We start from the raw sequence: 18,788 nt of genomic DNA, 5'->3' as shown, positions 1-18,788 counted from the left end.
CTGACCGGGTTCGCGACGCCACCGACCGGGGCCGTGAGGGCTCGTCACCGGCCGGAGTGCGGCGGGTCGTCGTCGTACCGCGCCGGAGGCGGTCCCGACAGCGGGGCGAGCTGCTCCACCAGCGCCTCCAGCTCCACGACCGCGTGCTCCGTCTCACGGCGGATGTTCTGGTGCTCGGCCACGATCGCCCCGAGCAGCAGCGCGGTGAGCGCCACGCACCCGTTGAGCACGGTGAGGTTGGCCATGACCTCCATGAGGGTGTGGCCCGCGAACGGCCCCAGGGCATCGGTACCGGCGGTGATCGCCAGCACCGACACCACCAGGGCGCACGGCGCGCTGCCGGGCAGCTGGAACCGCAGCGCCGCCCAGATGATCACCGGGAACACCAGGTAGATCATCGAGAGCGAGCTCCGGGTGGAGAAGTATCCCGCCACGACCACGACGACGGCGAGGAGACAGGCCTCCGGCCACCGGTCGGACAGCCGGGGCCACCGCACCCGTCTCAGCACCAGCAGTACGGGGGTGACCACGAGGACCCCCATGGCGTCCCCCGCCCACCAGGACGACCAGACCAGCCAGAACCGCCCCGGGGGAACCTTGTCGTCCAGCATCAGCGTCACGGCGCCGACGGTGGCGCTGATCAGCATCCCGGCGAGCGCGCCGAGGAAGACCAGACAGACCCCGTCCCGCAGCCGGGCCAGTTCGCCGCGGAAGCCGACCCTGCGCAGCAGCGCGTAGGCGGCCAGCGGCGCGAGGGTGTTGCCGAGGACGATGCCCAGCCGGGACACGGTGAACGCGTCACCGATGGCGGAGACCGTGAAGAGCGCACCCAGGGCGATGCCCGGCCAGACCCGCGCCCCGAGGTACAGCAGGGCGGCCAGCGCGATCCCGGTGGGCGGCCAGAGCGGGGTGACCATGGCGCCGTCCACCACCACCTGACGCGTCAGCCCGAGCCGTCCGGACAGGTAGTAGGCGCCGGCCACGCCCAGGACCTGCGCCACGTACACGGCCCGACGTCTGGCTTCCTTGCTGCGGATCACAGCACTCATCAGACACCGACCTCGCGGAGGAGGTGGCCGGTGACACGCACCCTGCCGCCTCGGCGTCACCCCGCTCGGGCCGGGGCGTGCCGCAGGACGAGTACGGCCGCGTCGTCCTCGTGGCCCGTCAGCTCCGTCGCCCCGAGAACACCGTCGGCCAGGGTGTCCGCGCTCTCCCCGGCATGGGCGGCGACCAGCCGCCGCACCCGGTCGAGCCCCTCCTCGATCAGCAGCGACGGGCCCTCGACGACACCGTCGGTGAGCAGCACGATCGCACCGTCCGCGTCCAGGGTCCGCCGGGTGACGGGATACCTCTCGCCCGTCTGGATCCCCAGCGGCAGGCCCCCCGGGTCCTCCGTGACGCCGGACCGCCCGTCCACGGTCGCCCACACACTGGCCACGTGCCCGGCCCGCGCACTGCGCAGCTCCCAGGTCCGCGGGTCCAGCCGCAGGAACGTACAGGTCGCGAAGAGACCGGAGTCCACGGACAGCAGCAGGTCGTTGGTCCGGCCCATGACCTCACCCGGGTCGGAGACCGTGCCCGCGATGGCCCGCATCGCGATGCGGACCTGCCCCATGAAGGCGGCCGCCTCCACGTCGTGTCCCTGGACGTCACCGATCGCGAACCCGAGGGCGCCGTCCGCCAGCGCGAAGCCGTCGTACCAGTCACCGCCGATGTCCAGGCCGTCCCGTGCCGGCGCGTAGCGCGCCGCGGAGCGCAGACCGGGGAGGTCGGGAAGGGTCGCCGGGAGCATGTCGCGCTGAAGGGCCTGCGCGAGTTCCACTCTGGCCTGGTGCAGTTCCACCTCCCGCCGAGCGCGGGCGGTGAGGCTCTGCAACGTGGTCAGCAGGTCCTCGCCGCTCACCGAGCGGGGAGTCCGTCGCCGGTTCATTGGCTGCTCCGCGGTGCGTGAGTCCCTGAATCATATGGTGCACGCCCCGCGGCGGCGACTTCGCCGACGACGGGGCGCACCCCGTTCCCGCAAGGAGCGGGATGGCCGGATGGCCCCGCACGCCGGGCCGTTGTCAGTGGCCGGTGGGATGCTGCCTGCATGGACGAGCTGATGAGGCAGCGACGGGTGTACGGCACCGACCACGACGATCCGCATCCCGGTCCGAGGCCGGGCCACGACTACCGGGAACTGGTCGGCGGCCCGCTCGACGGTCTGCTCCTGGACGTCACCGGCTGGAGCGAGGCGGCCCTGCGTGAAGGCGTCGGACTGGTCACGGAGATAGGCGCCTACGGGCCGGGTGGCCGCGCCGAGTACGGGCCCCGCTCGATCGACGGCCACCAGTGGGACTGGCGGGGAGACGTGCGCTAGGAGCGGCCGGACACCCCCGGGGGGTTGCGCGGTGCCCAGGACGATGTCCGAGGTGGCGCCCGCGCCCAGGCGCACGGGGACAAGAGACAGGGGGACGGGGGAGGGAACGGGGGGAGGGGAACGGCAGCCTCACGCCGTCCGATAGGTTCTGCGGTCATGTGGGCTTTGAGTGCTGTCGGATACCGTCGGCTGGGTGCGGCGGGTGCCCTGGCGACCGCCGCGGGCGGCTGGATCTCCGGCAAGCTGCCGGCTCACGACCCCTGGGGCCTCTGGGTCGACCACGGATCCGCCGTACGGACGGCCGCCGCGGTCCTCGCCTACGCCGGACTCACCGTGCTGGTCGTCGCCTGGTGGCAGTACGGCAGGGCCGCCGCATCCGTGCGGGAAACGCTCACCACCCTCGCCTGGTGGACCGCGCCCTTCCTCCTCACGCCACCGCTCTACAGCGCCGACGTCTACAGCTACATCGCCCAGGGCGCGATGGTCATCGAGGGCCACGACGTCTACACTGTCGGCCCCTCCAGCCTGGACCCCGCCGGAATCGGCGGCGACGCGGCGGCGAGCGTCGGCAACCACTGGCGCGACACCCCGGCCCCGTACGGCCCCCTCTTCCTCCTTCTCTCCGCCGCCGTGGCGAAGACGACCGGCGGCACGATCGTCCCCGCCGTCCTGGCGATGCGGCTCATCGCGCTCGCCTCACTGGTCCTCATCGTCTGGGCCCTGCGCAGGCTGGCCCGCGAACACGGCACCAGCGAGAGCCGCGCCCTGTGGCTGGGGGCGCTCAACCCGCTCCTGCTGATGCACGTCGTCGCGGGCATGCACAACGACGGCCTGATGATCGGCCTGATGCTGGCCGGGATCGCGCTCGCGCTGCGCGGCAGATGGGTGGCCGGCAGCGCCCTCGTCGGGCTCGCGATGACGGTCAAGTCCCCGGCCGCCGTATCGCTGCTGTTCATCGGCGTCACCGTGCACGCCTCCGCGACCGGCCCCCGGCTACGGCGGTGGGCCAAGGGGCTCCTCGCACCCGGCCTCGTCGCGTGTGCCGTCGCCGGCTCGGCGACCCTGATCAGCGGCACCGGCTTCGGCTGGCTCAGGACCCAGGGCGTCGCCGGCAACATCCACACGGCGCTCTCCGTCGTCAGCGACCTCGGCCTGGGCCTGGGCGAGCTGGGCCGCCTGCTCCTGGGCACCGACCCCGAACCGGTCAAGTCCGCCGTGCAGACCCTCGGCCTGGCGGCGGCGGTCGTCGTGATCGTCGTCCTGGCCCGCAGGTCGATGAACGGCCACCTGCCACCGGCCCACGCCCTGGGCCTCGGGCTGCTGGCGCTGGTCGCGCTCTCGCCCATGGTGCAGCCCTGGTACCTCCTGTGGGGGCTGGTCGTCGTGGCCGCCACCCAGCAGTACGGCCGGGTCGTCACGGTCCTCATGGTGCTGTCGGCGGCGCTCGTCTACGAGACCCACCCCACGGGCGCCACCCCTCCCTTCGGGTTCGCCCTCGCCGCACTCGCGGCCCTCCTCGCCACCCTCGTCGCCCGCCGCACCCCGCCCGCCGCGGAAGGCGCGCAGGTGCTCGGAGCAGGCGGTGGCCGCCCGCAGGGCGCCCCGCGGTCCACCGAGATCCCGCAGAGCACGGCGTAGCCCATCGCTCGACGCCCGGGGCGGGCCTCCGGTACGCTGATCCCGTCCTGTTGTCTCCGATAGAGGTGGACGTTGCGCATCTGAGGTCCGCGATCATCGCGCGGTACGGCCTGGCCCGTACACCGGTCACGACGCTGTCGGCATCTCTGCCGCCCGTGACTTCCGCGTGGATGCGACCTCGGTGCTGAGCCGTCCCTCCTGCGCAGGGCTGTTCTCCCCACCACTCTCCGGCCCCGGCCGGGTCGCCGCGTGCTGTTCGCATACGAAGCCCCCCGTTCCTTCCGCTTCCGACTGCGAGAACCCACCATGAGCCATCCCACCGCGCCCAGCGCCTCCGTGGCCGTCTCCAACCTCACCTTCCGGTGGCCCGACGGCACCAGCCTCTTCGACGGCCTCTCCCTCACCGTCCCCCGGGGCCGCACCGGCCTGGTCGGCACCAACGGCACCGGCAAGTCGACCCTGCTGCGCCTGCTCGCCGGCCACCTGCGCCCCTCGGAGGGGTCCGTCAGCGTGGGCGGAAACCTCGCCTACCTGCCCCAGAACATCACCCTGGACACCGGCCTGCGGGTCGACGGGGCCCTCGGCATCGCCGAGCGGCGGGCCGCCCTGCGCGCCATCGAGTCCGGAGACGTACGGGAGGAGCACTTCGAGACGGTCGGCGACGACTGGGACGTCGAGGAACGCGCCCTGGCCACCCTCGGCTCCCTGGGACTCGGCGCCGTCGAACTGGACCGCACCGTCGGGCAGCTGTCCGGCGGGGAGACCGTCCTGCTGCGCCTGGCCGCGCTGCTCCTCGAACGCCCCGACGTCCTCCTTCTCGACGAGCCCACCAACAACCTGGACCTGTTCGCCCGCCGCAGGCTCTACGACGCCGTCGACTCCTGGCGCACCGGCATCCTGATCGTCGTCAGCCACGACCGGGACCTGCTGGAGCGGGTCGACCGCATCGCGGAACTGCGATCGGGCTCGGTGAGCTGGTACGGGGGCGGCTGGTCCGCCTATCAGGAGGCCATCGCCACTCAGCAGGAGGCCGCCGGACGGATGCTGCGCTCCGCCGAGGCCGACGTACGGCGCCAGCAGCGCGAGCTGGAGGAGACCCGGACCAAGGTGGCCCGCCGCCAGCGCCACGACAAGAAGCTGGACGCCCAGCGGCGCGCCCCGCGCATCGTCGCGGGCGAACGCAAGCGCTCGGCCCAGGAGTCCGGGGACCGGCTGCGCGGGCTCCACGAGGACCGGCTCGACGAGGCACGCGAGCGCAGGGAGGAGGCCGCCGAAGCCGTCCGCCGCGACGCCGAGATCAAGGTGAGCCTGCCCCACACCGCCGTACCCGCCGGCCGCACCGTCCTGACCGTACGGGACCTGAGCCTGCCCTACGGGCGGCTGCGCGAGGGCAGCCTCCAGGTGAAGGGACCCGAACGCATCGCCCTGGTCGGCCGCAACGGGGCGGGCAAGACGACCCTGCTGCGCACGCTCACCGGAGAGCTCGCCCCCAGCTCCGGCGAGGCCACGGCGTCGGTGCCGCTGAAATTCCTCCCGCAGCGGCTGGACGTCCTGGACGACACCTTGAGCGTCGCCGCCAACGTCGCCCGCACGGCGCCCGGCACCACCGACAACCGGATCCGCTCCCAGCTCGCCCGGTTCCTCTTCAAGGGGGCCCGCGCCGAGCAGCCGGCGGGCACCCTCTCGGGCGGTGAACGCTTCCGGGCCGCGCTCGCGGCCACGATGCTCGCCGCCCCCGCACCGCAACTGCTCCTGCTGGACGAGCCGACGAACAACCTCGACCTGGCCAGCGTGCGGCAGCTGACGAGCGCTCTGGAGTCCTACGAAGGCGCCCTTGTCATCGCCAGCCACGACCTGCCGTTCCTGGAATCCATCGGCATCACCCGCTGGATCCTGCTGGACGACGAGCTGCGGGAGAGCGACGCAGAAGAAGTCCGCGCACTGTTCGGCAGCCCGGAGTCGACCCCGGCGGGCACGCCGTGAGCCCTGCCGACGGGAAGGAGATCCGGACGGGCGCCGACCTCGGCCCCTGTGCCGTACGGATCACCGGGGTGATGGCCGCGGGGAGGCCGACCGTCGCCCAGCTCGGTTCCGGCCGTTCTCGACACCTTGACCCGGTGACCCGGTGACCCGGTGACCCGGTGACCCGGTGTGAGGGGGAGGCGGCCTCTCAGGCCGCTTCGTAACGGTGGGCCCGCCCGCCCCGCCACTCCACCCAGACCGGGTTGTCGAGGATCCGGTCCGCCTCTTCGAGGCCGGCCTCGCTCAGGAACACGATCACGTCGTGGTCGCTGTGGGCCAGCCCGAGTATCTCGTCCCGGCCTTCGTAGTGCACGGTCACCCGGCGGCCGCCCGAGGGGGTCGGCCGGTGGATGACGATCGGTGGATTCGCCATGGCTCCACCCTGCGACGCGCCCCGCCCCCTCGCATCCCCGGCCCGTCCTCTCCGCGAGCGAGCCGCCGGCGGTCCGGCGCGGCCGCACCCTCCCGAGGGGCGGGGGAGGCCCTCACCGCCCGGCGGCCCCGACTTCCACCGTTGTGGTGACGCGCACCAGGGAGGGGGTGCGCGGGGCGGAGCCGAACCCGAAGGCCACAGGCGGATCGAGCGGGGCGAGCGGGCCCAGGTCCACCCCGTCCAGTACGGCGTGGGCGGCCAGGACGGGCCGCAGGTCCCGCGCCCCGTACCACTCCCGCCGCCCGGGGCCCGCGCGGCCCAGGGTGCGTACGCCGGGCATCAGCAGCCGGGCCGGCACGTCGCACAGCGCGGCCCAGAGCGGGCTGCGGACGAGCGGGGCCGGTACGGCGGCCAGCAGCAGGCCGAGGGCGGACCGGCGTCCGGCCCGCAGCCGCAGGCGCAGCGTCCCCGCCTCGACGAGCCAGATGGCCCCGGAGCCGGAGAGGGAGCCGGTGACGGCCACGGGGACCACCTCGATCCGGTCGAAGCGGTACGTGGCGGCGACGAAGTCGGCGACCGGCCGGGTGGGCGCCAGCAGGACCCGTTCGCCGTCGGGACGCTCGACCATGACGTCGCTGAACGCCCCGAACGGCGAACGCGGCCAGTGGCCGACCACCAGCCGGGTGCCCGAGGACGTACCCACACCGGCGATCCAGCCGTCGAACCGCAGCCGCTCGCCCGCCACAGCCCCTACTCGAAGCGCGACGGGTCGCCGGCGCCCCGGCGTACGATCTCCGGCTCGTCACCGGAGAAGTCGATGACGGTGGTCGGCTCGGTGCCGCAGTCGCCCGAGTCGATGACGGCGTCCACCTCGTGGTCGAGCCGCTCCTTGATCTCCCAGCCCTGCGTCAGCGGCTCCTCCTCGTCCGGCAGCAGCAGTGTGCTGGACAGCAGCGGCTCGCCCAGCTCGGAGACCAGCGCCTGGGTCACGACGTGGTCGGGGATGCGGACGCCGACCGTCTTCTTCTTCGGGTGCAGCAGCTGGCGGGGCACCTCCTTCGTCGCCGGGAGGATGAAGGTGTAACTGCCGGGCGTGGCCGCCTTGACCGCGCGGAACACGTCGTTGTCCACGCGGACGAACTGCGCCAGCTGCGCGAAGTCGTGGCACACCAGCGTGAAGTGATGGCGGTCGTCGAGGTTGCGGATCGACCGGATCCGGGCGATGCCCTCGCGGTTGCCCAGCTGACAGCCCAGCGCGTAACAGGAATCGGTCGGATACGCCACGAGCGCACCGGAACGGATGCTGTCGACCACCGTGCCGATGGTGCGCGGCTGGGGATTCTCGGGGTGCACGTCGAAGTACTTGGCCATCCGCCGAGCTTACGTGCTCCGGAGGCGGCCCGTCCGGACAGCGGGCACGACGACGGGGAGACGGCCCGGAACACCGGACCGCCCCCCCGCCGCTCTCCGTATGGTCAGACCGTGGCGGGCCCGACCAGCTCCTCCAGGACGTCCTCCATCGTCACGAAGCCGATGACCGTCCCCTTGTCACCGGCGACGGCGGCCAGGTGCGTACCGGCGGCACGCATCGCCGTCAGGGTGTCGTCGAGCGGGGTGTCGATCTCGACCCGGATGACGGGGTGGATCGCGCTCGTGGGCAGCGGCTTGGTGCGCTCCGCGACCCCGAGGGCGTCCTTGATGTGCAGATAGCCCAGCACCCCGTCGTCCGGGGCGGTCACCGGCAGCCGGGAGAAGCCGGAGGCGACCGCGGCCCGCTCCAGCTGCTGCGGGGTGATGCCGAGGTCGACGGTGACGGTCCGGTTGAGCGGGACCATGACCTCGCCGACCGGCCGGGTGCCCAGCTCCAGGGCGTCCCGCAGCCGCTCCCCGTCGGCCGGGGCGAGAAGACCGGCGTCGCTGGAGTCCTTGACCAGGCGGACCAGTTCGTCGTCGGTGAAGACCGAGGCGACCTCGTCCTTGGGCTCGACCCTCAGCAGCCGCAGCAGCATGTTGGCGAACGCGTTGATACCGAAGATGACCGGGCGCAGCGCCCGGGTCAGGGCCACCAGGGCCGGGCCCAGCGCCAGGGCCGTGGCGACGGGCGCGGCGAGCGCGATGTTCTTCGGGATCATCTCGCCGATGAGCATGTGGAGATAGGTCGCCAGGGTCAGCGCGATGACGAACGCGATCGGATGGACCAGTGCGTCCGGCACGCCGATAGCGTCGAACGGCGGCTCCAGCAGATGCGCGATGGCCGGTTCGGCGACGGCGCCCAGCACCAGCGAGGAGATCGTGATGCCGAGCTGGGCGGTGGCCATGGCGGCCGACAGGTGCTCGATGCCCCACAGGGTGCTCTTCGCCCGCCGGCTGCCGCGCAGGGCCTCCGGCTCTATCTGGCTGCGGCGCACGGAGATCAGGGCGAACTCCGCGCCGACGAAGAACGCGTTCGTCAGAAGGGTGAGCGCCCCGATGAGAAGCTGAACGGTGGTCATCGGGCGTCCTCCTCGACCAGGGCTAGCGCCGGGTCGGGGGCGGTGATCCGCACCCGGTCGGCCCGGTGGTGCTCGATGTCGAGCACGTCGAACTGCCAGCCGCCGATCTCGATCCGGTCGGTGCGGACCGGGATACGGGCGAGCTGGTTGGCCAGCAGCCCGGCGAGCGTCTCGTAGGGGCCTTCCGGCGCGCGGAAGCCGATCCGGTCGAGCTGGTCCAGCCGGATGCTGCCCTCCGCCTCCCAGACCGGGCGGCCCTCGCCGAGCGGCTCGGCCGGTTCCAGGTCGGGGCGCTCGTGCGGGTCGTGCTCGTCGCGGACCTCTCCGACGACCTCCTCGACGATGTCCTCGACGGTGGCGACCCCCGCCGTACCGCCGTACTCGTCGATGACGACCGCCATGGTCCGGTGGAGGCGCATCTGCGCCAGCAGTCGGTCCACAGGGAGCGAATCCGGTACGAGAAGGGGCTCGGTGGCCAGGGCGGTGACCGGCGTCCGGGCACGCTCGGACTCGTCCAGGGCCAGGACGTCACGGATGTGGACGGTCCCGATGACCTGGTCCAGGCTGTCGCGGTAGACCGGGAAGCGGGACAGGCCGGTGGCCAGCGTGAGGTTGGCGGCGTCGGCCGCGGTGGCATGGGCCTCCAGGGCCCGTACGTCCACCCTCGGCGTCATCACGTTCTCGGCGGACAGCTCCGCCAGGTGCAGGGTGCGGACGAAGAGCTCCGCCGAGTCCTGCTCGATGGCGCCCTGGCGGGCCGAGTGCTGCGCGAGAGCGATGAGCTCCTGCGGGGTACGGGCCGAGGCCAGCTCCTCGGCCGGCTCCAGGCCGAACCGGCGCACGACGCGGTTGGCCGTGTTGTTGAGGTGGCGGATCAGCGGGGCGAAGCAGGCCGTGAACGCACGCTGCGGGCCGGAGACGACCTTGGCGACGGCCAGCGGGTTGGAGATCGCCCAGTTCTTCGGGACGAGTTCACCGACGACCATGAGGACGACGGTGGACAGCGCCACACCGAGCAGGGTCGCGACCGTGGACACGGCGCCCGCCGGGAGACCGGCGGACTCCAGCGGGGTGCGCAGGAGCGCGGCCAGGGACGGCTCGGCCAGCATGCCGATGACCAGCGAGGTCACCGTGATGCCGAGCTGGGCGCCGGACAGCTGGAACGTGAGCCGCTTGGCCGCCTTGAGCGCGCTCTCGGCGCCGCGCTCACCGGCCCGCGCGGCTCGTTCGAGCTCACTGCGCTCGATGGTGGTCAGCGAGAACTCGGCCGCGACGAACACCGCGCACGCCAGAGTCAGACCGAGGGCGAGAAGGAGCAGGAGCACTTCGCTCACCGTGTCACCTCCGTCCCCTGGTGTGCCGGGGCAGGGATGACACGGTTCGTACTGGGAGGCTCACCCATTGCGGTACCGCAGCTCCTTCTCTGTTCGGGGCGTCGGGCTCGACGCCGAGGGCGGATGACTACCCGCCCTGTAGATAGTAAAGGGAGAGCAAATCGATGGGGAGTGGCGCGCATCACGGCAGGGGTCGGCTGGGTAGAGAGGTGTTCTCACCCACCGAAGAAGGAGTGGACGCCGGACATGGTGTTCAAGAAGTTGCTCGGAGCCCTCGGGGTCGGCGGCCCCTCGGTCGACACCGTTCTGCAGCCCGCCCCCGCCCTGCCGGGCGGCCCGCTCTCCGGCGAGGTCCGCCTGCGCGGCGGCGGGAGCGAGGTGACGGTCGAACGGATCACGCTCCTCCTGGTCGCCCGGGTCGAGGCGGAGGGCCAGGACGAGGAGCGCGAGGGCACGGCCGTCCTCGAACGGTTCTTCGTCGGCGGCGGATTCCGGCTCGCGGAGGGCGCCGAGCACACCGTGCCGTTCACCGTCACCCTGCCCTGGGAGACCCCGTTCACCGAGCTCCACGGCCAGCCCCTCGGGCTGGTCCTGGGGATCCGGACGGAGCTGGAGGTCGCCGGGGCGCGGGACAAGGGCGACCTCGACGCGCTCGCGGTGGCACCCCTGCCCGCCCAGGAGGCGGTCCTGGAGGCGTTCGGGCAGCTCGGATACGGATTCAGGTCGGCCGACCTGGAGCTCGGCCACATCCGGGGGACCGGTCAGCAGCTGCCCTGCTACCAGGAGATCGAGATGGTGCCGCCCGCCGGGGAGGCCCACGCCGTCAACGAGATCGAGGTGACGTTCCTCGCCGCGCCGGCCGGCCTGGAGGTCGTGATCGAGGCGGACAAGCGGGCCGGGCTCCACTCCGAGGGCCACGACACCGTGCACCGTTTCACGACCTCGCACCACACCGTGGCACAGGCCGACCGCAACGCCGAGGTCGACGCCTGGCTCCAGCAGGTGACCGGCGCCCGCGCGGCCCACGCCGCGCCGTACGCGTACGCCCAGGACGGCCACCACGACGCTCACGCCCACGACGGCCACCACCGATCGGGCCCCGGGGCCGGAGCGGTGGTGGCGGGGGTCGCGGCAGGGGCCGCCGTCGGTGTCGTCGGCGGAATGGTCGCCGCCGAGGTGATCGACGAGATCGGCGACGCCTTCGAGGACGACGAGGAGGAGTGACCCCGGCACGGCCCGGCGCGAACGGCTCCTCGCGGGCGCCGGGCCGCGCCGGGCCGGGCATGTCCGCTCGGGCATGTCGGTTCGGGGGAGGCGCGTTCATGGCGGCGGCGCGGCGGCCCTGATCGGGCCGGGACGGAGCGGCGGAGGCCTGGAACGTGGTGTCCCGGGGGCGAGGGGCGGGAAAAGACGGCGAACCGGTTGGTTTTATCGTGGGGCCATGAAGACGGGACGGATCACCAGCGCGGGCCAGGCTTCCCGGCGGCGGCTGCTGGACACGGCGACGGCGGAGTTCGCGGCCTACGGCATCGCCGGTGCCCGTATCGACCGCATCTCCGCCGACGCCCAGGTCAACAAGGCCCAGATCTACAAGTATTACCGCAGCAAGGACGAGCTTTTCGACGCCGTCTTCGCCGAGCACGTGGAGCGGATCGTCGAGACCGTCCCCGTGACGGGCGACGACCTCCCCGGCTACGCCGTCCGCCTCTACGACTCCTACCTCGTCCGCCCCGAACTGGTCCGCCTCGCCACCTGGGCCCGACTCGAACGCACTCCCACGGGCGACCTGTTCCACTTCATGCCGGGGCACGACGAGACCAAGCTCCGGTCGATCGCCGACGCCCAGGCGAAGGGCCTCGTCGACCCGGAGCTCCCGGCGGCCGAGGTGCTCTCCCTCGTCACCGCCATGTCGATGACCTGGTCCCCGGCCAGCGCCCTGTACGCCGCGAGCAGGGACGAGGCCGAGGCCGAACACGACCGGCGCCGCACCGCACTCGCCCGCGCGGTGCGGCGCGCCTTCGCGCCGTGAACGGCCCCTCCTGGGGCGTGGCCGGCGGATCAGGACCCCAGGGGCCGGAGATCCGCTAGGACTTGTCCGGCCGATCATGTGACTGCACCGCACCTGGGTCGTTGATGTGGGCATGGGGCGGGGTGATCTGAGTGATGCTGAGTGGGAACGGCTGCGGCCGTTCCTGCCGGTCAGCAACAGGCGTTGTGGCAGGTGGCGGGACCACCGGCAGGTGATCGACGGGATTCTGCACCGAGTGCGGACCGGCGTGCAGTGGCGTGACCTGCCTGAACGGTTCGGGCCGTGGAAGACCGTCTATGAACGCCACCGGCTGTGGTCGGCCGACGGGACGTGGGAGCGTCTGTTCCAGCAGGTCCAGGCCGCAGCCGACGCGGCAGGTGAGATCGACTGGGACATCTCGGTCGACTCCACCATCGTTCGTGCGCATCAGCATGCGGCGGGTGCCCGCACCGACCCACCGCCGGCGCCCGGCTCAAAGGGGGCCGAGGAGCCAGAACACCAGGACGAAACGCCGTGGCAGAGCCTGCACGCCCGCCTGGTGGAGGTGGTGCTGGAGGTGAGGGCCTGGGCCGTTCGCGCGGCGGGTTCACCACCAAGCTCCACCTGAGCGCGGATGGCCGCTGCAGACCGCTGTCCCTGATCGTCACACCAGGTCAGCGGGCGGACTGCACCCAGTTCAAGCCGGTCCTGGAGAAGATCCGCGTTCCGAAACTCGGGCCGGGCAGGCCCCGTAAGAAGCCCGACAGCGTCGCCGCCGACAAGGCGTACAGCAACGGGCCCGTCCGGAACTACCTGCGGCGCCGGGGCATCCGGCACACGATCCCGGAGAAGTCCGACAGTCAGGCCGCCCGCCAGCGCAGAGGCTCACGCGGCGGACGGCCACCAGGCTTCAACGAAGAGCGGTACAAGAAACGCAACACTGTCGAACGGGCCATCAACCGCTTGAAGCAGCACCGGGCAGTCGCTACACGCTACGACAAACGCGGCTACGTCTTCCTCGGCACCGCCACCGCGGCAGCCCTTGTGATCTGGCTCCGTAGCTGAATACCGGCATCACAAGGCAATCGGCCCGTATGCCAAGGCCTGGTCGACGACTTCCTCGGCCGACAACTCCCGCTCCGGCGGCCAGAAGATCAGGCCGCTGACGTGACCGGACGGGCAGGACAGAGCTCTGTCGAGCCTGTCCAGCCAGTCGTTCACCTCGTCTTCGGAGGCGTAGTCCGCCTCCATGATCCGCTGCACAAGCGCGACCGCTTCCGCCCGACTCAACCCCACCGCACTCATCAGGCCCCTCCATCGGTGCACCTTACCGAGCGGCGTGATCGGCCGGACAAGTCCTAGGCGAGGCGCGCCGCCAGGGCGTCCAGGTCGGTCACGAACCAGATGTCCCGTCCCCGGTTGGCCTCGCGGACCAGGTCGGGCAGGGCCGTGCTCGCCGCCAGGTGGCGGGTGATGTCCCCGACGACGACCAGCCGCAGCCGGTAGTTGGAGAACTTCTGGAGGATCGCGCCGGCGACCCCGGTGCTCAGGTCGAAGAAGCGGTCGTCCAGCCGCTCGGCCGGGACCGCGACCACCTCGGCGCCCTGGAACGCGGGCCCGATCAGATGGTCGAGCGCGTCCTGCACGGTGGCGATCGGGGGGCCGTCGGCGGAGCAGGTCAGCACCGGTGTGCCGTGGTGTTCCACCAGAAGGTCAGGCACGGTGCGCCTCCTGTCCGTCGCCGGTTCCGAGCATGTCGTTGTCCGGACCGAGTACGCCGTCGATCAGGTGCAGCAGTTCGGCGGTGGCCGAGGCGCCGCCGAGAATCACGATCTTCATCCGGGCTCTTTCCCTGTCGTGGACCGTCTGGACGTGCAGGGGGTCCGGGGTGTCGCGGGGGGACTGCGCGCTCGCGGTGAGGAAGGTGCTCAGCCGATGCGCGGCGTCGGGGCCGATCGCGTCGATCCGCACGATGCTCGACACCTCCAGGTGCCCTCGCCCGCCGCCCGCGCCGGACGGCGGGCCATCGGGCGCGTCGGCGGCCGAGTGGCTGGTCAGAGCCTCGAAATCCGCCCGGCTGATCCGGTACTGCTTGCCGATCCGGACGGCCTTGAGCCGCCCGTCGCGCACATAGTTCCGGACGGTCCGCACATGCAGGCCCAGCCGCTCGGCCACCTCGCCGATCGAGTACAGCTCACGCCCCTCGCCGCTCTCCATGCTGCCGAACAGTACCTCAAAGAACCCTTCTGAGGGAGTGATAGGGAGTGGTGAGGAGTAATGGGGAAGGATGCATGCCTCTTGGTCCGGGTGGAGCTGACAGCAGGTGTGGCGAGCCTCTGACGAGGAAGGTGGGGAGTGAACCACCGCTCGGACGTCGACGTCGACGAGGAGATCCATGAACGCCAGCAGCCGGCCTCCCGACCCGGGGCACCAGCGCCCCGAAGGAGTCACCGACACCACCGTCGAGGCGCTCGGTGCCCTCTCGAAGGCGCTGGAGACCACCGAACGGGCTCGCGGCGCCCTCTACACCTTCCACCAGCTCACCGGCAGCGCCGACCTCACGCTCGACGACGCGGTACGGCTGCTCCGCGAGGCGGGGCACGGGGCCCAGGCCGACCGGGTCGAGCGGGAGATCCTCGGCCGCAACGTCACCCCCGGCCACTGGACCTTCCAGATCGTCGAGGAGTACAACGCCACGTACTACGACGTGTTCCGGACGGTCGAGCGGGAGATCCGGGGCGAACTCGCCGAGGGCCGCGACCACCTGTACGAGGCCGAGATGAAGGAGGCCCGGCGCACGCGGGGGCACCCGGACCACACCGCGAAGTAGGGCGTGTCACGGGCGCGTCGCACACGTCCGGCCGGCCCCTCGGTACGGAAGGATTCAGTACCGGTCCAGCCGGAAGGGTCCCTGCCCGTCCAACCGAGAGGCAAGCCGTGCCAGACCCCGACGTCGTCATCGTGGGCGCCGGAGCGGCCGGGCTGAGCCTGGCGTACCACCTCTGCGCGCCGGGCGGCGCCGTACCGCTGTCGGTCGTCCTCGTCGACGCCCCGCCGGGGCCCTTGAGGCCACCGCCGCGCACCTGGTGCTACTGGGAGCCGCCGGGCGGCGCCTACGACGTGGCCCTCGCCGCCTCCTGGCCCCGGCTGAGGGTGCGGGGAGCCGACGGGGCGGCCACGGTGAGCGACCCGTCCCCCTTCCGCTACAAGATGCTGCGGTCGGACGCCTTCGAGGCCCTGGCCGGCCGGCGGCTGACCGGCGCGCCGGCCTTCCGCCGGATCGAGGCGACGGTGACCGCCGTACGCGAGGCACCGGACGGCGGCGGCGAAGTCCTCGCCCGCGACGCGCGGGGCGGACACGTCCTCGTGCGCGGCCGCCGGGTCTTCGACTCGCGCCCGCCCGCCCGCATGCCGCCCGCCCGCACCACCCTGCTCCAGCACTTCATGGGCTGGTTCGTCCGCACCGAGCGCCCCTCGTTCGACCCGACGACCGCGGACCTGATGGACTTCCGTACCCCGCAGCCCTCGCGAGGACTCTCCTTCGGCTACGTCCTGCCGCTCGACCAGCACACCGCCCTGGTCGAGTACACCGAGTTCTCACCCGCCCCGCTGGACACCGACGACTACCTGCGCGCCCTGCGCCACTACACCCGAGAGGTGCTGAAACTGGGGGAGTTCCGCGTCCAGGCGCAGGAGCGCGGGGTCATCCCCATGACGGACGGTCACTTCCCGCACGGTGACGGGCGGTCGGTGCACCGCATCGGCACCGCCGGAGGCGCGACCCGCCCCTCCACCGGATACACCTTCGCGGCCGTGCAGCGGCAGAGCCGGGCCGTCGCCGACCGACTCCGCGCCGGCCGGGGGCTGCGCGTGCCCGCGCCCTACGGGGCCCGGCCCCGCGCGATGGACGCGGTCATGCTGCGGGCGCTGGACAGCGGCAGGGTGGACGGCGCCGACTTCTTCACCCGCCTCTTCCGCGGTGTCCCCGGCGAACGGCTCCTCCGCTTCCTGGACGGCGACTCGCGCCTCCACGAGGACCTGCTGGTCGGCCTGCGCACCCCGGTCGTTCCGATGCTGCGGACCGTCGTGGAACTCCCCTTCCGAACCAGACGCGAACCGCCCCCGCCCCCACCGACCGGCCACGAGGAGAGCACCCCATGACCCTGCTGCGCGGCGACGCACTGTCCCGGGCCTTCGACCACGGCTCCGCCGCCTACGACCGCCTGGTCGCGGCCAGCCCCGGCTACCACGCCCATCTGCGCCGCTCCGCCCGCCGGACGGGCCTGCCGGACGGCGGACGCGGGCTGCGCGTGCTCGACCTGGGATGCGGTACGGGCGCCTCCACGGCCGCGCTCCTGGCCGCCGCCCCGTACGCCCGGATCACCGGCGTCGACGCCTCCGCCGGCATGCTGGACCGGGCATCCGCGAAGAGCTGGCCGCGGAGCGTCGACTTCGTGCACGCCCCGGTCGAGGAGCTGGCCGGCCGGCTGCGACCCGGCTCCTTCGACGCGGTGTTCGCCGGATACCTCTTCCGCAACCTCACCGACCCCGACAAGACGCTCGACCTGGTACGCGGTCTGCTCGCCCCGGGCGGCCGCCTCGCCGTGCACGAGTACACGCTCGGCGGATCCCCCGTCCACCGTGCCGTGTGGAACGCGGTCTGCGCCGCGGTCGTCCAGCCCGCCGGGCGGCTCGCCGGGGACGGTCAGCTCTACCGCCATCTCCGGCGCAGCGTCGTCGAGTTCGACACGGCCCCGGCGTTCGCCGGGCGCCTGCGGCGGGCCGGGTTCCGCGACGTGCGCGTCCTGCCGCTGCCCGGCTGGCAGACCGGGATCACCCACACCTTCGTCGGCCGGACGCCCTCCGGTGCGGAGGAGCGCTCATGAGGTCCCCGCGGAACACCAAAACGGGCCACCGGCACGGCCGGGACCGGCAGGCCTCCGTGGTACCGGCCCCCGCCGGCCGCGCCCGCCTCACGGGCCAGGCCCCCGCCGTCGCGGTCGTCGGCGGGGGCATCGCCGGGATCGCGGCGGCCACCCTGCTGGCGGAGCGCGGCGCACGCGTCACCCTCCACGAGCGCGAACGCGGCCTGGGCGGACGGCTCTCCGGCTGGCCCACCGAGCTCGCCGACGGTACGGCCGTCACCATGAGCCGTGGCTTTCACGCCTTCTTCCGGCAGTACTACAACCTGCGCGGCCTGCTGCGCCGGGTCGACCCGGGCCTCGACTCGCTCACCCGGCTGCCCGACTACCCCCTGCGGCACAGCTCCGGCCTCCACGACAGCTTCGCCCGGGTGCCCCGTACCCCTCCCCTCAGCGCCCTGGGATTCGTCGCGCTCAGCCCCACCTTCGGCCTGCGCGACCTGGCCCGGATGAACCCGCGAGCCGCCCTGCCGCTGCTGGACGTCCGCGTGCCCGAGGTCTACGACCGTCTCGACTCCGTCAGCGCCCACGACTTCCTCACCCGCGTCCGCTTCCCCGAGGCCGCCCACCACCTGGCGTTCGAGGTGTTCTCGCGCAGCTTCTTCGCCGACCCGCGCGAACTGTCGGCGGCGGAACTGGCGCTGATGTTCCACATCTACTTCCTCGGCTCCAGCGAGGGCCTGCTCTTCGACGTCCCCGACGAACCGTTCCCCACCGCCCTGTGGGACCCGCTGCACCGCTACCTGGAAGGCCACGGCGTCCACGTACGGACCCGGACGGCGGTCCGGCAGGTGCGGCCCCAGCCGGACGGCGGCCTCGACATCACCACCGACGAGCGCACCACGCGGTACGACGCACTCGTCCTCGCCCTGGACAGCGGCGGCCTGCGCCGGGTCGTCGCCGCCTCCCCGGAGCTGGGCGACGCCGACTGGCGCGGCCGGATCGGACGGCTGCGCACCGCCCCGCCGTTCCTGGTCTCACGGCTCTGGCTCGACCGCCCGGTGGCGTACGACCGGCCGGGCTTCCTGGGCACCAGCGGCTACGGGCCCCTGGACAACGTGAGCGTCCTGGACCGCTGGGAGGGCGAGGCCGCCCGCTGGGCCCGGCGCACCAGGGGCTCGGTCGTCGAACTGCACGCGTACGCCGTCGCACCGGACGCGGACCGGGCGGCCGTACAGGCCCAGGCGCTGCGGCAACTGCACCGGATCTACCCGGAGACACGAAGTGCCCGCATCGTCGACGAGCGCCACGAATGGCGGGCGGACTGCCCGATGTTCCCCGTGGGCGGCTACCGGGACCGGCCGGGCGTACGCAGCCCCGACCCCGCCGTCACGGTGGCCGGGGACATGGTCCGCACCGGGCTGCCGGTGGCGCTGATGGAACGCGCGGCCACCAGCGGATTCCTCGCCGCGAACGCGCTGCTGGAGAGGTGGGGCGTACGCGGGCAGAGGCTCTGGACCGTCCCACGCGCCGGGCGCTCCGCCGTCCTGCGCCGACTCGCGGCGCTGGGGGCCGGCTGACGGAGGGGCCGCCGGGGTCAGCCCGGGAACCGCCCGCTGTCACGCAGCTCCCAGCGCCTCTCCGCGTACGCCAGGTCGTCGCGCCACAACCGGCCGGCCGAGGCGCGCATCAGCGGG

The 18,788-nt window shown here is 72.7% G+C and carries 20 protein-coding genes and 1 pseudogene; 10 read left to right on the top strand and 11 right to left on the bottom strand.

Annotated elements, in window-relative coordinates:
* Positions 1–44: 44 nt before the first annotated feature.
* Together AB0917_RS13855 and AB0917_RS13850 are read right to left on the bottom strand one after the other, a co-directional pair.
* Complete coding sequence (locus AB0917_RS13855; RefSeq protein WP_366819752.1) at positions 45–1,040, bottom strand: MASE1 domain-containing protein; 996 nt, start codon at positions 1,038–1,040, stop codon at positions 45–47.
* Positions 1,041–1,105: 65 nt separating this feature from the next.
* Entirely contained in the window at positions 1,106–1,933 is an 828-nt protein-coding gene (locus tag AB0917_RS13850) for a PP2C family protein-serine/threonine phosphatase (protein ID WP_366819730.1), read from the bottom strand.
* 159 nt (positions 1,934–2,092) lie between these two features.
* Here AB0917_RS13850 and AB0917_RS13845 point away from each other — a divergent pair, with 159 nt between their 5' ends.
* The 3 genes from AB0917_RS13845 (at position 2,093) to AB0917_RS13835 (ending at position 5,983) form a co-directional block, all read left to right on the top strand.
* Complete coding sequence (locus AB0917_RS13845; RefSeq protein ID WP_366819729.1) at positions 2,093–2,362, top strand: hypothetical protein; 270 nt, start codon at positions 2,093–2,095, stop codon at positions 2,360–2,362.
* Positions 2,363–2,518: 156 nt separating this feature from the next.
* Complete coding sequence (gene mptB / locus AB0917_RS13840) at positions 2,519–4,000, top strand: polyprenol phosphomannose-dependent alpha 1,6 mannosyltransferase MptB (RefSeq protein ID WP_366819728.1); 1,482 nt, start codon at positions 2,519–2,521, stop codon at positions 3,998–4,000.
* Between the two features lie 306 nt (positions 4,001–4,306).
* Positions 4,307–5,983, top strand: coding sequence for an ABC-F family ATP-binding cassette domain-containing protein (locus AB0917_RS13835; protein ID WP_366819727.1), 1,677 nt, complete (start codon positions 4,307–4,309; stop codon positions 5,981–5,983).
* A 187-nt stretch (positions 5,984–6,170) separates the two neighbouring features.
* Here AB0917_RS13835 and AB0917_RS13830 read toward each other — a convergent pair whose 3' ends face one another.
* From AB0917_RS13830 to AB0917_RS13810, 5 genes are all read right to left on the bottom strand, one after another.
* The gene (locus AB0917_RS13830; RefSeq protein ID WP_018512798.1) at positions 6,171–6,395 is read right to left on the bottom strand and encodes a hypothetical protein; all 225 of its coding nucleotides are present in this window, start codon (positions 6,393–6,395) and stop codon (positions 6,171–6,173) included.
* A gap of 112 nt (positions 6,396–6,507) precedes the next feature.
* Positions 6,508–7,140 carry a hypothetical protein gene (locus AB0917_RS13825; RefSeq protein WP_366819726.1) on the bottom strand — a complete coding sequence of 211 codons (633 nt, stop codon included), beginning with the start codon at positions 7,138–7,140 and terminating at the stop codon, positions 6,508–6,510.
* 5 nt (positions 7,141–7,145) lie between these two features.
* Positions 7,146–7,766 (bottom strand): L-threonylcarbamoyladenylate synthase, encoded by a 621-nt coding sequence (locus AB0917_RS13820; protein ID WP_366819725.1) that lies wholly within the window; start codon positions 7,764–7,766, stop codon positions 7,146–7,148.
* A 104-nt stretch (positions 7,767–7,870) separates the two neighbouring features.
* Positions 7,871–8,887 (bottom strand): hemolysin family protein, encoded by a 1,017-nt coding sequence (locus AB0917_RS13815; protein WP_366819724.1) that lies wholly within the window; start codon positions 8,885–8,887, stop codon positions 7,871–7,873.
* The gene (locus AB0917_RS13810; RefSeq protein ID WP_366819723.1) at positions 8,884–10,221 is read right to left on the bottom strand and encodes a hemolysin family protein; all 1,338 of its coding nucleotides are present in this window, start codon (positions 10,219–10,221) and stop codon (positions 8,884–8,886) included. Before AB0917_RS13810 ends, AB0917_RS13815 begins: the two co-directional genes overlap by 4 nt.
* A gap of 246 nt (positions 10,222–10,467) precedes the next feature.
* Here AB0917_RS13810 and AB0917_RS13805 point away from each other — a divergent pair, with 246 nt between their 5' ends.
* The 3 genes and pseudogenes from AB0917_RS13805 (at position 10,468) to AB0917_RS13795 (ending at position 13,294) form a co-directional block, all read left to right on the top strand.
* Positions 10,468–11,445, top strand: coding sequence for a sporulation protein (locus AB0917_RS13805; RefSeq protein WP_366819722.1), 978 nt, complete (start codon positions 10,468–10,470; stop codon positions 11,443–11,445).
* 217 nt (positions 11,446–11,662) lie between these two features.
* Positions 11,663–12,250, top strand: a complete 588-nt coding sequence (locus AB0917_RS13800; RefSeq protein ID WP_366819721.1) for a TetR family transcriptional regulator — start codon at positions 11,663–11,665, stop codon at positions 12,248–12,250.
* A 112-nt stretch (positions 12,251–12,362) separates the two neighbouring features.
* A pseudogene (locus AB0917_RS13795) lies at positions 12,363–13,294 on the top strand (IS5 family transposase).
* 9 nt (positions 13,295–13,303) lie between these two features.
* Here the strand turns inward: AB0917_RS13795 and AB0917_RS13790 are convergent.
* The 3 genes from AB0917_RS13790 to AB0917_RS13780 are packed head-to-tail and all read right to left on the bottom strand — an operon-like array spanning position 13,304 to position 14,446.
* Positions 13,304–13,534: a bacteriocin immunity protein gene (locus tag AB0917_RS13790; protein ID WP_366819720.1), complete on the bottom strand. Its 231-nt coding sequence runs from the start codon at positions 13,532–13,534 to the stop codon at positions 13,304–13,306.
* Positions 13,535–13,587: 53 nt separating this feature from the next.
* Positions 13,588–13,950 carry a DUF4180 domain-containing protein gene (locus tag AB0917_RS13785; RefSeq protein ID WP_366819719.1) on the bottom strand — a complete coding sequence of 121 codons (363 nt, stop codon included), beginning with the start codon at positions 13,948–13,950 and terminating at the stop codon, positions 13,588–13,590.
* The gene (locus AB0917_RS13780) at positions 13,943–14,446 is read right to left on the bottom strand and encodes a helix-turn-helix domain-containing protein (protein WP_366819718.1); all 504 of its coding nucleotides are present in this window, start codon (positions 14,444–14,446) and stop codon (positions 13,943–13,945) included. The genes AB0917_RS13785 and AB0917_RS13780 overlap by 8 nt, the downstream gene beginning before the upstream one ends.
* 178 nt (positions 14,447–14,624) lie before the next feature.
* Here AB0917_RS13780 and AB0917_RS13775 point away from each other — a divergent pair, with 178 nt between their 5' ends.
* The 4 genes from AB0917_RS13775 to AB0917_RS13760 all read left to right on the top strand — a co-directional run bounded on the left by AB0917_RS13775 (position 14,625) and on the right by AB0917_RS13760 (position 18,671).
* On the top strand, positions 14,625–15,059 hold the full coding sequence (locus AB0917_RS13775) for a hypothetical protein (RefSeq protein ID WP_366819717.1): 435 nt from the start codon (positions 14,625–14,627) through the stop codon (positions 15,057–15,059).
* Between the two features lie 107 nt (positions 15,060–15,166).
* Positions 15,167–16,390 (top strand): lycopene cyclase family protein, encoded by a 1,224-nt coding sequence (locus tag AB0917_RS13770; protein WP_366819716.1) that lies wholly within the window; start codon positions 15,167–15,169, stop codon positions 16,388–16,390.
* Complete coding sequence (locus AB0917_RS13765) at positions 16,387–17,115, top strand: class I SAM-dependent methyltransferase (protein WP_366819715.1); 729 nt, start codon at positions 16,387–16,389, stop codon at positions 17,113–17,115. The genes AB0917_RS13770 and AB0917_RS13765 overlap by 4 nt, the downstream gene beginning before the upstream one ends.
* Positions 17,112–18,671: an NAD(P)/FAD-dependent oxidoreductase gene (locus tag AB0917_RS13760; protein ID WP_366819714.1), complete on the top strand. Its 1,560-nt coding sequence runs from the start codon at positions 17,112–17,114 to the stop codon at positions 18,669–18,671. Before AB0917_RS13765 ends, AB0917_RS13760 begins: the two co-directional genes overlap by 4 nt.
* Before the next feature lie 17 nt (positions 18,672–18,688).
* Here AB0917_RS13760 and AB0917_RS13755 read toward each other — a convergent pair.
* On the bottom strand, positions 18,689–18,788 hold a 100-nt coding region (locus tag AB0917_RS13755; protein ID WP_366819751.1), incomplete at its 5' end, for a DUF5914 domain-containing protein.

Source organism: Streptomyces sp. NPDC007346, from assembly GCF_040703535.1.
Taxonomy (GTDB): Bacteria; Actinomycetota; Actinomycetes; order Streptomycetales; family Streptomycetaceae; genus Streptomyces.
Note: the sequence above shows the minus strand (reverse complement) of the source record. Positions and strands in the feature narration are given on the sequence as shown.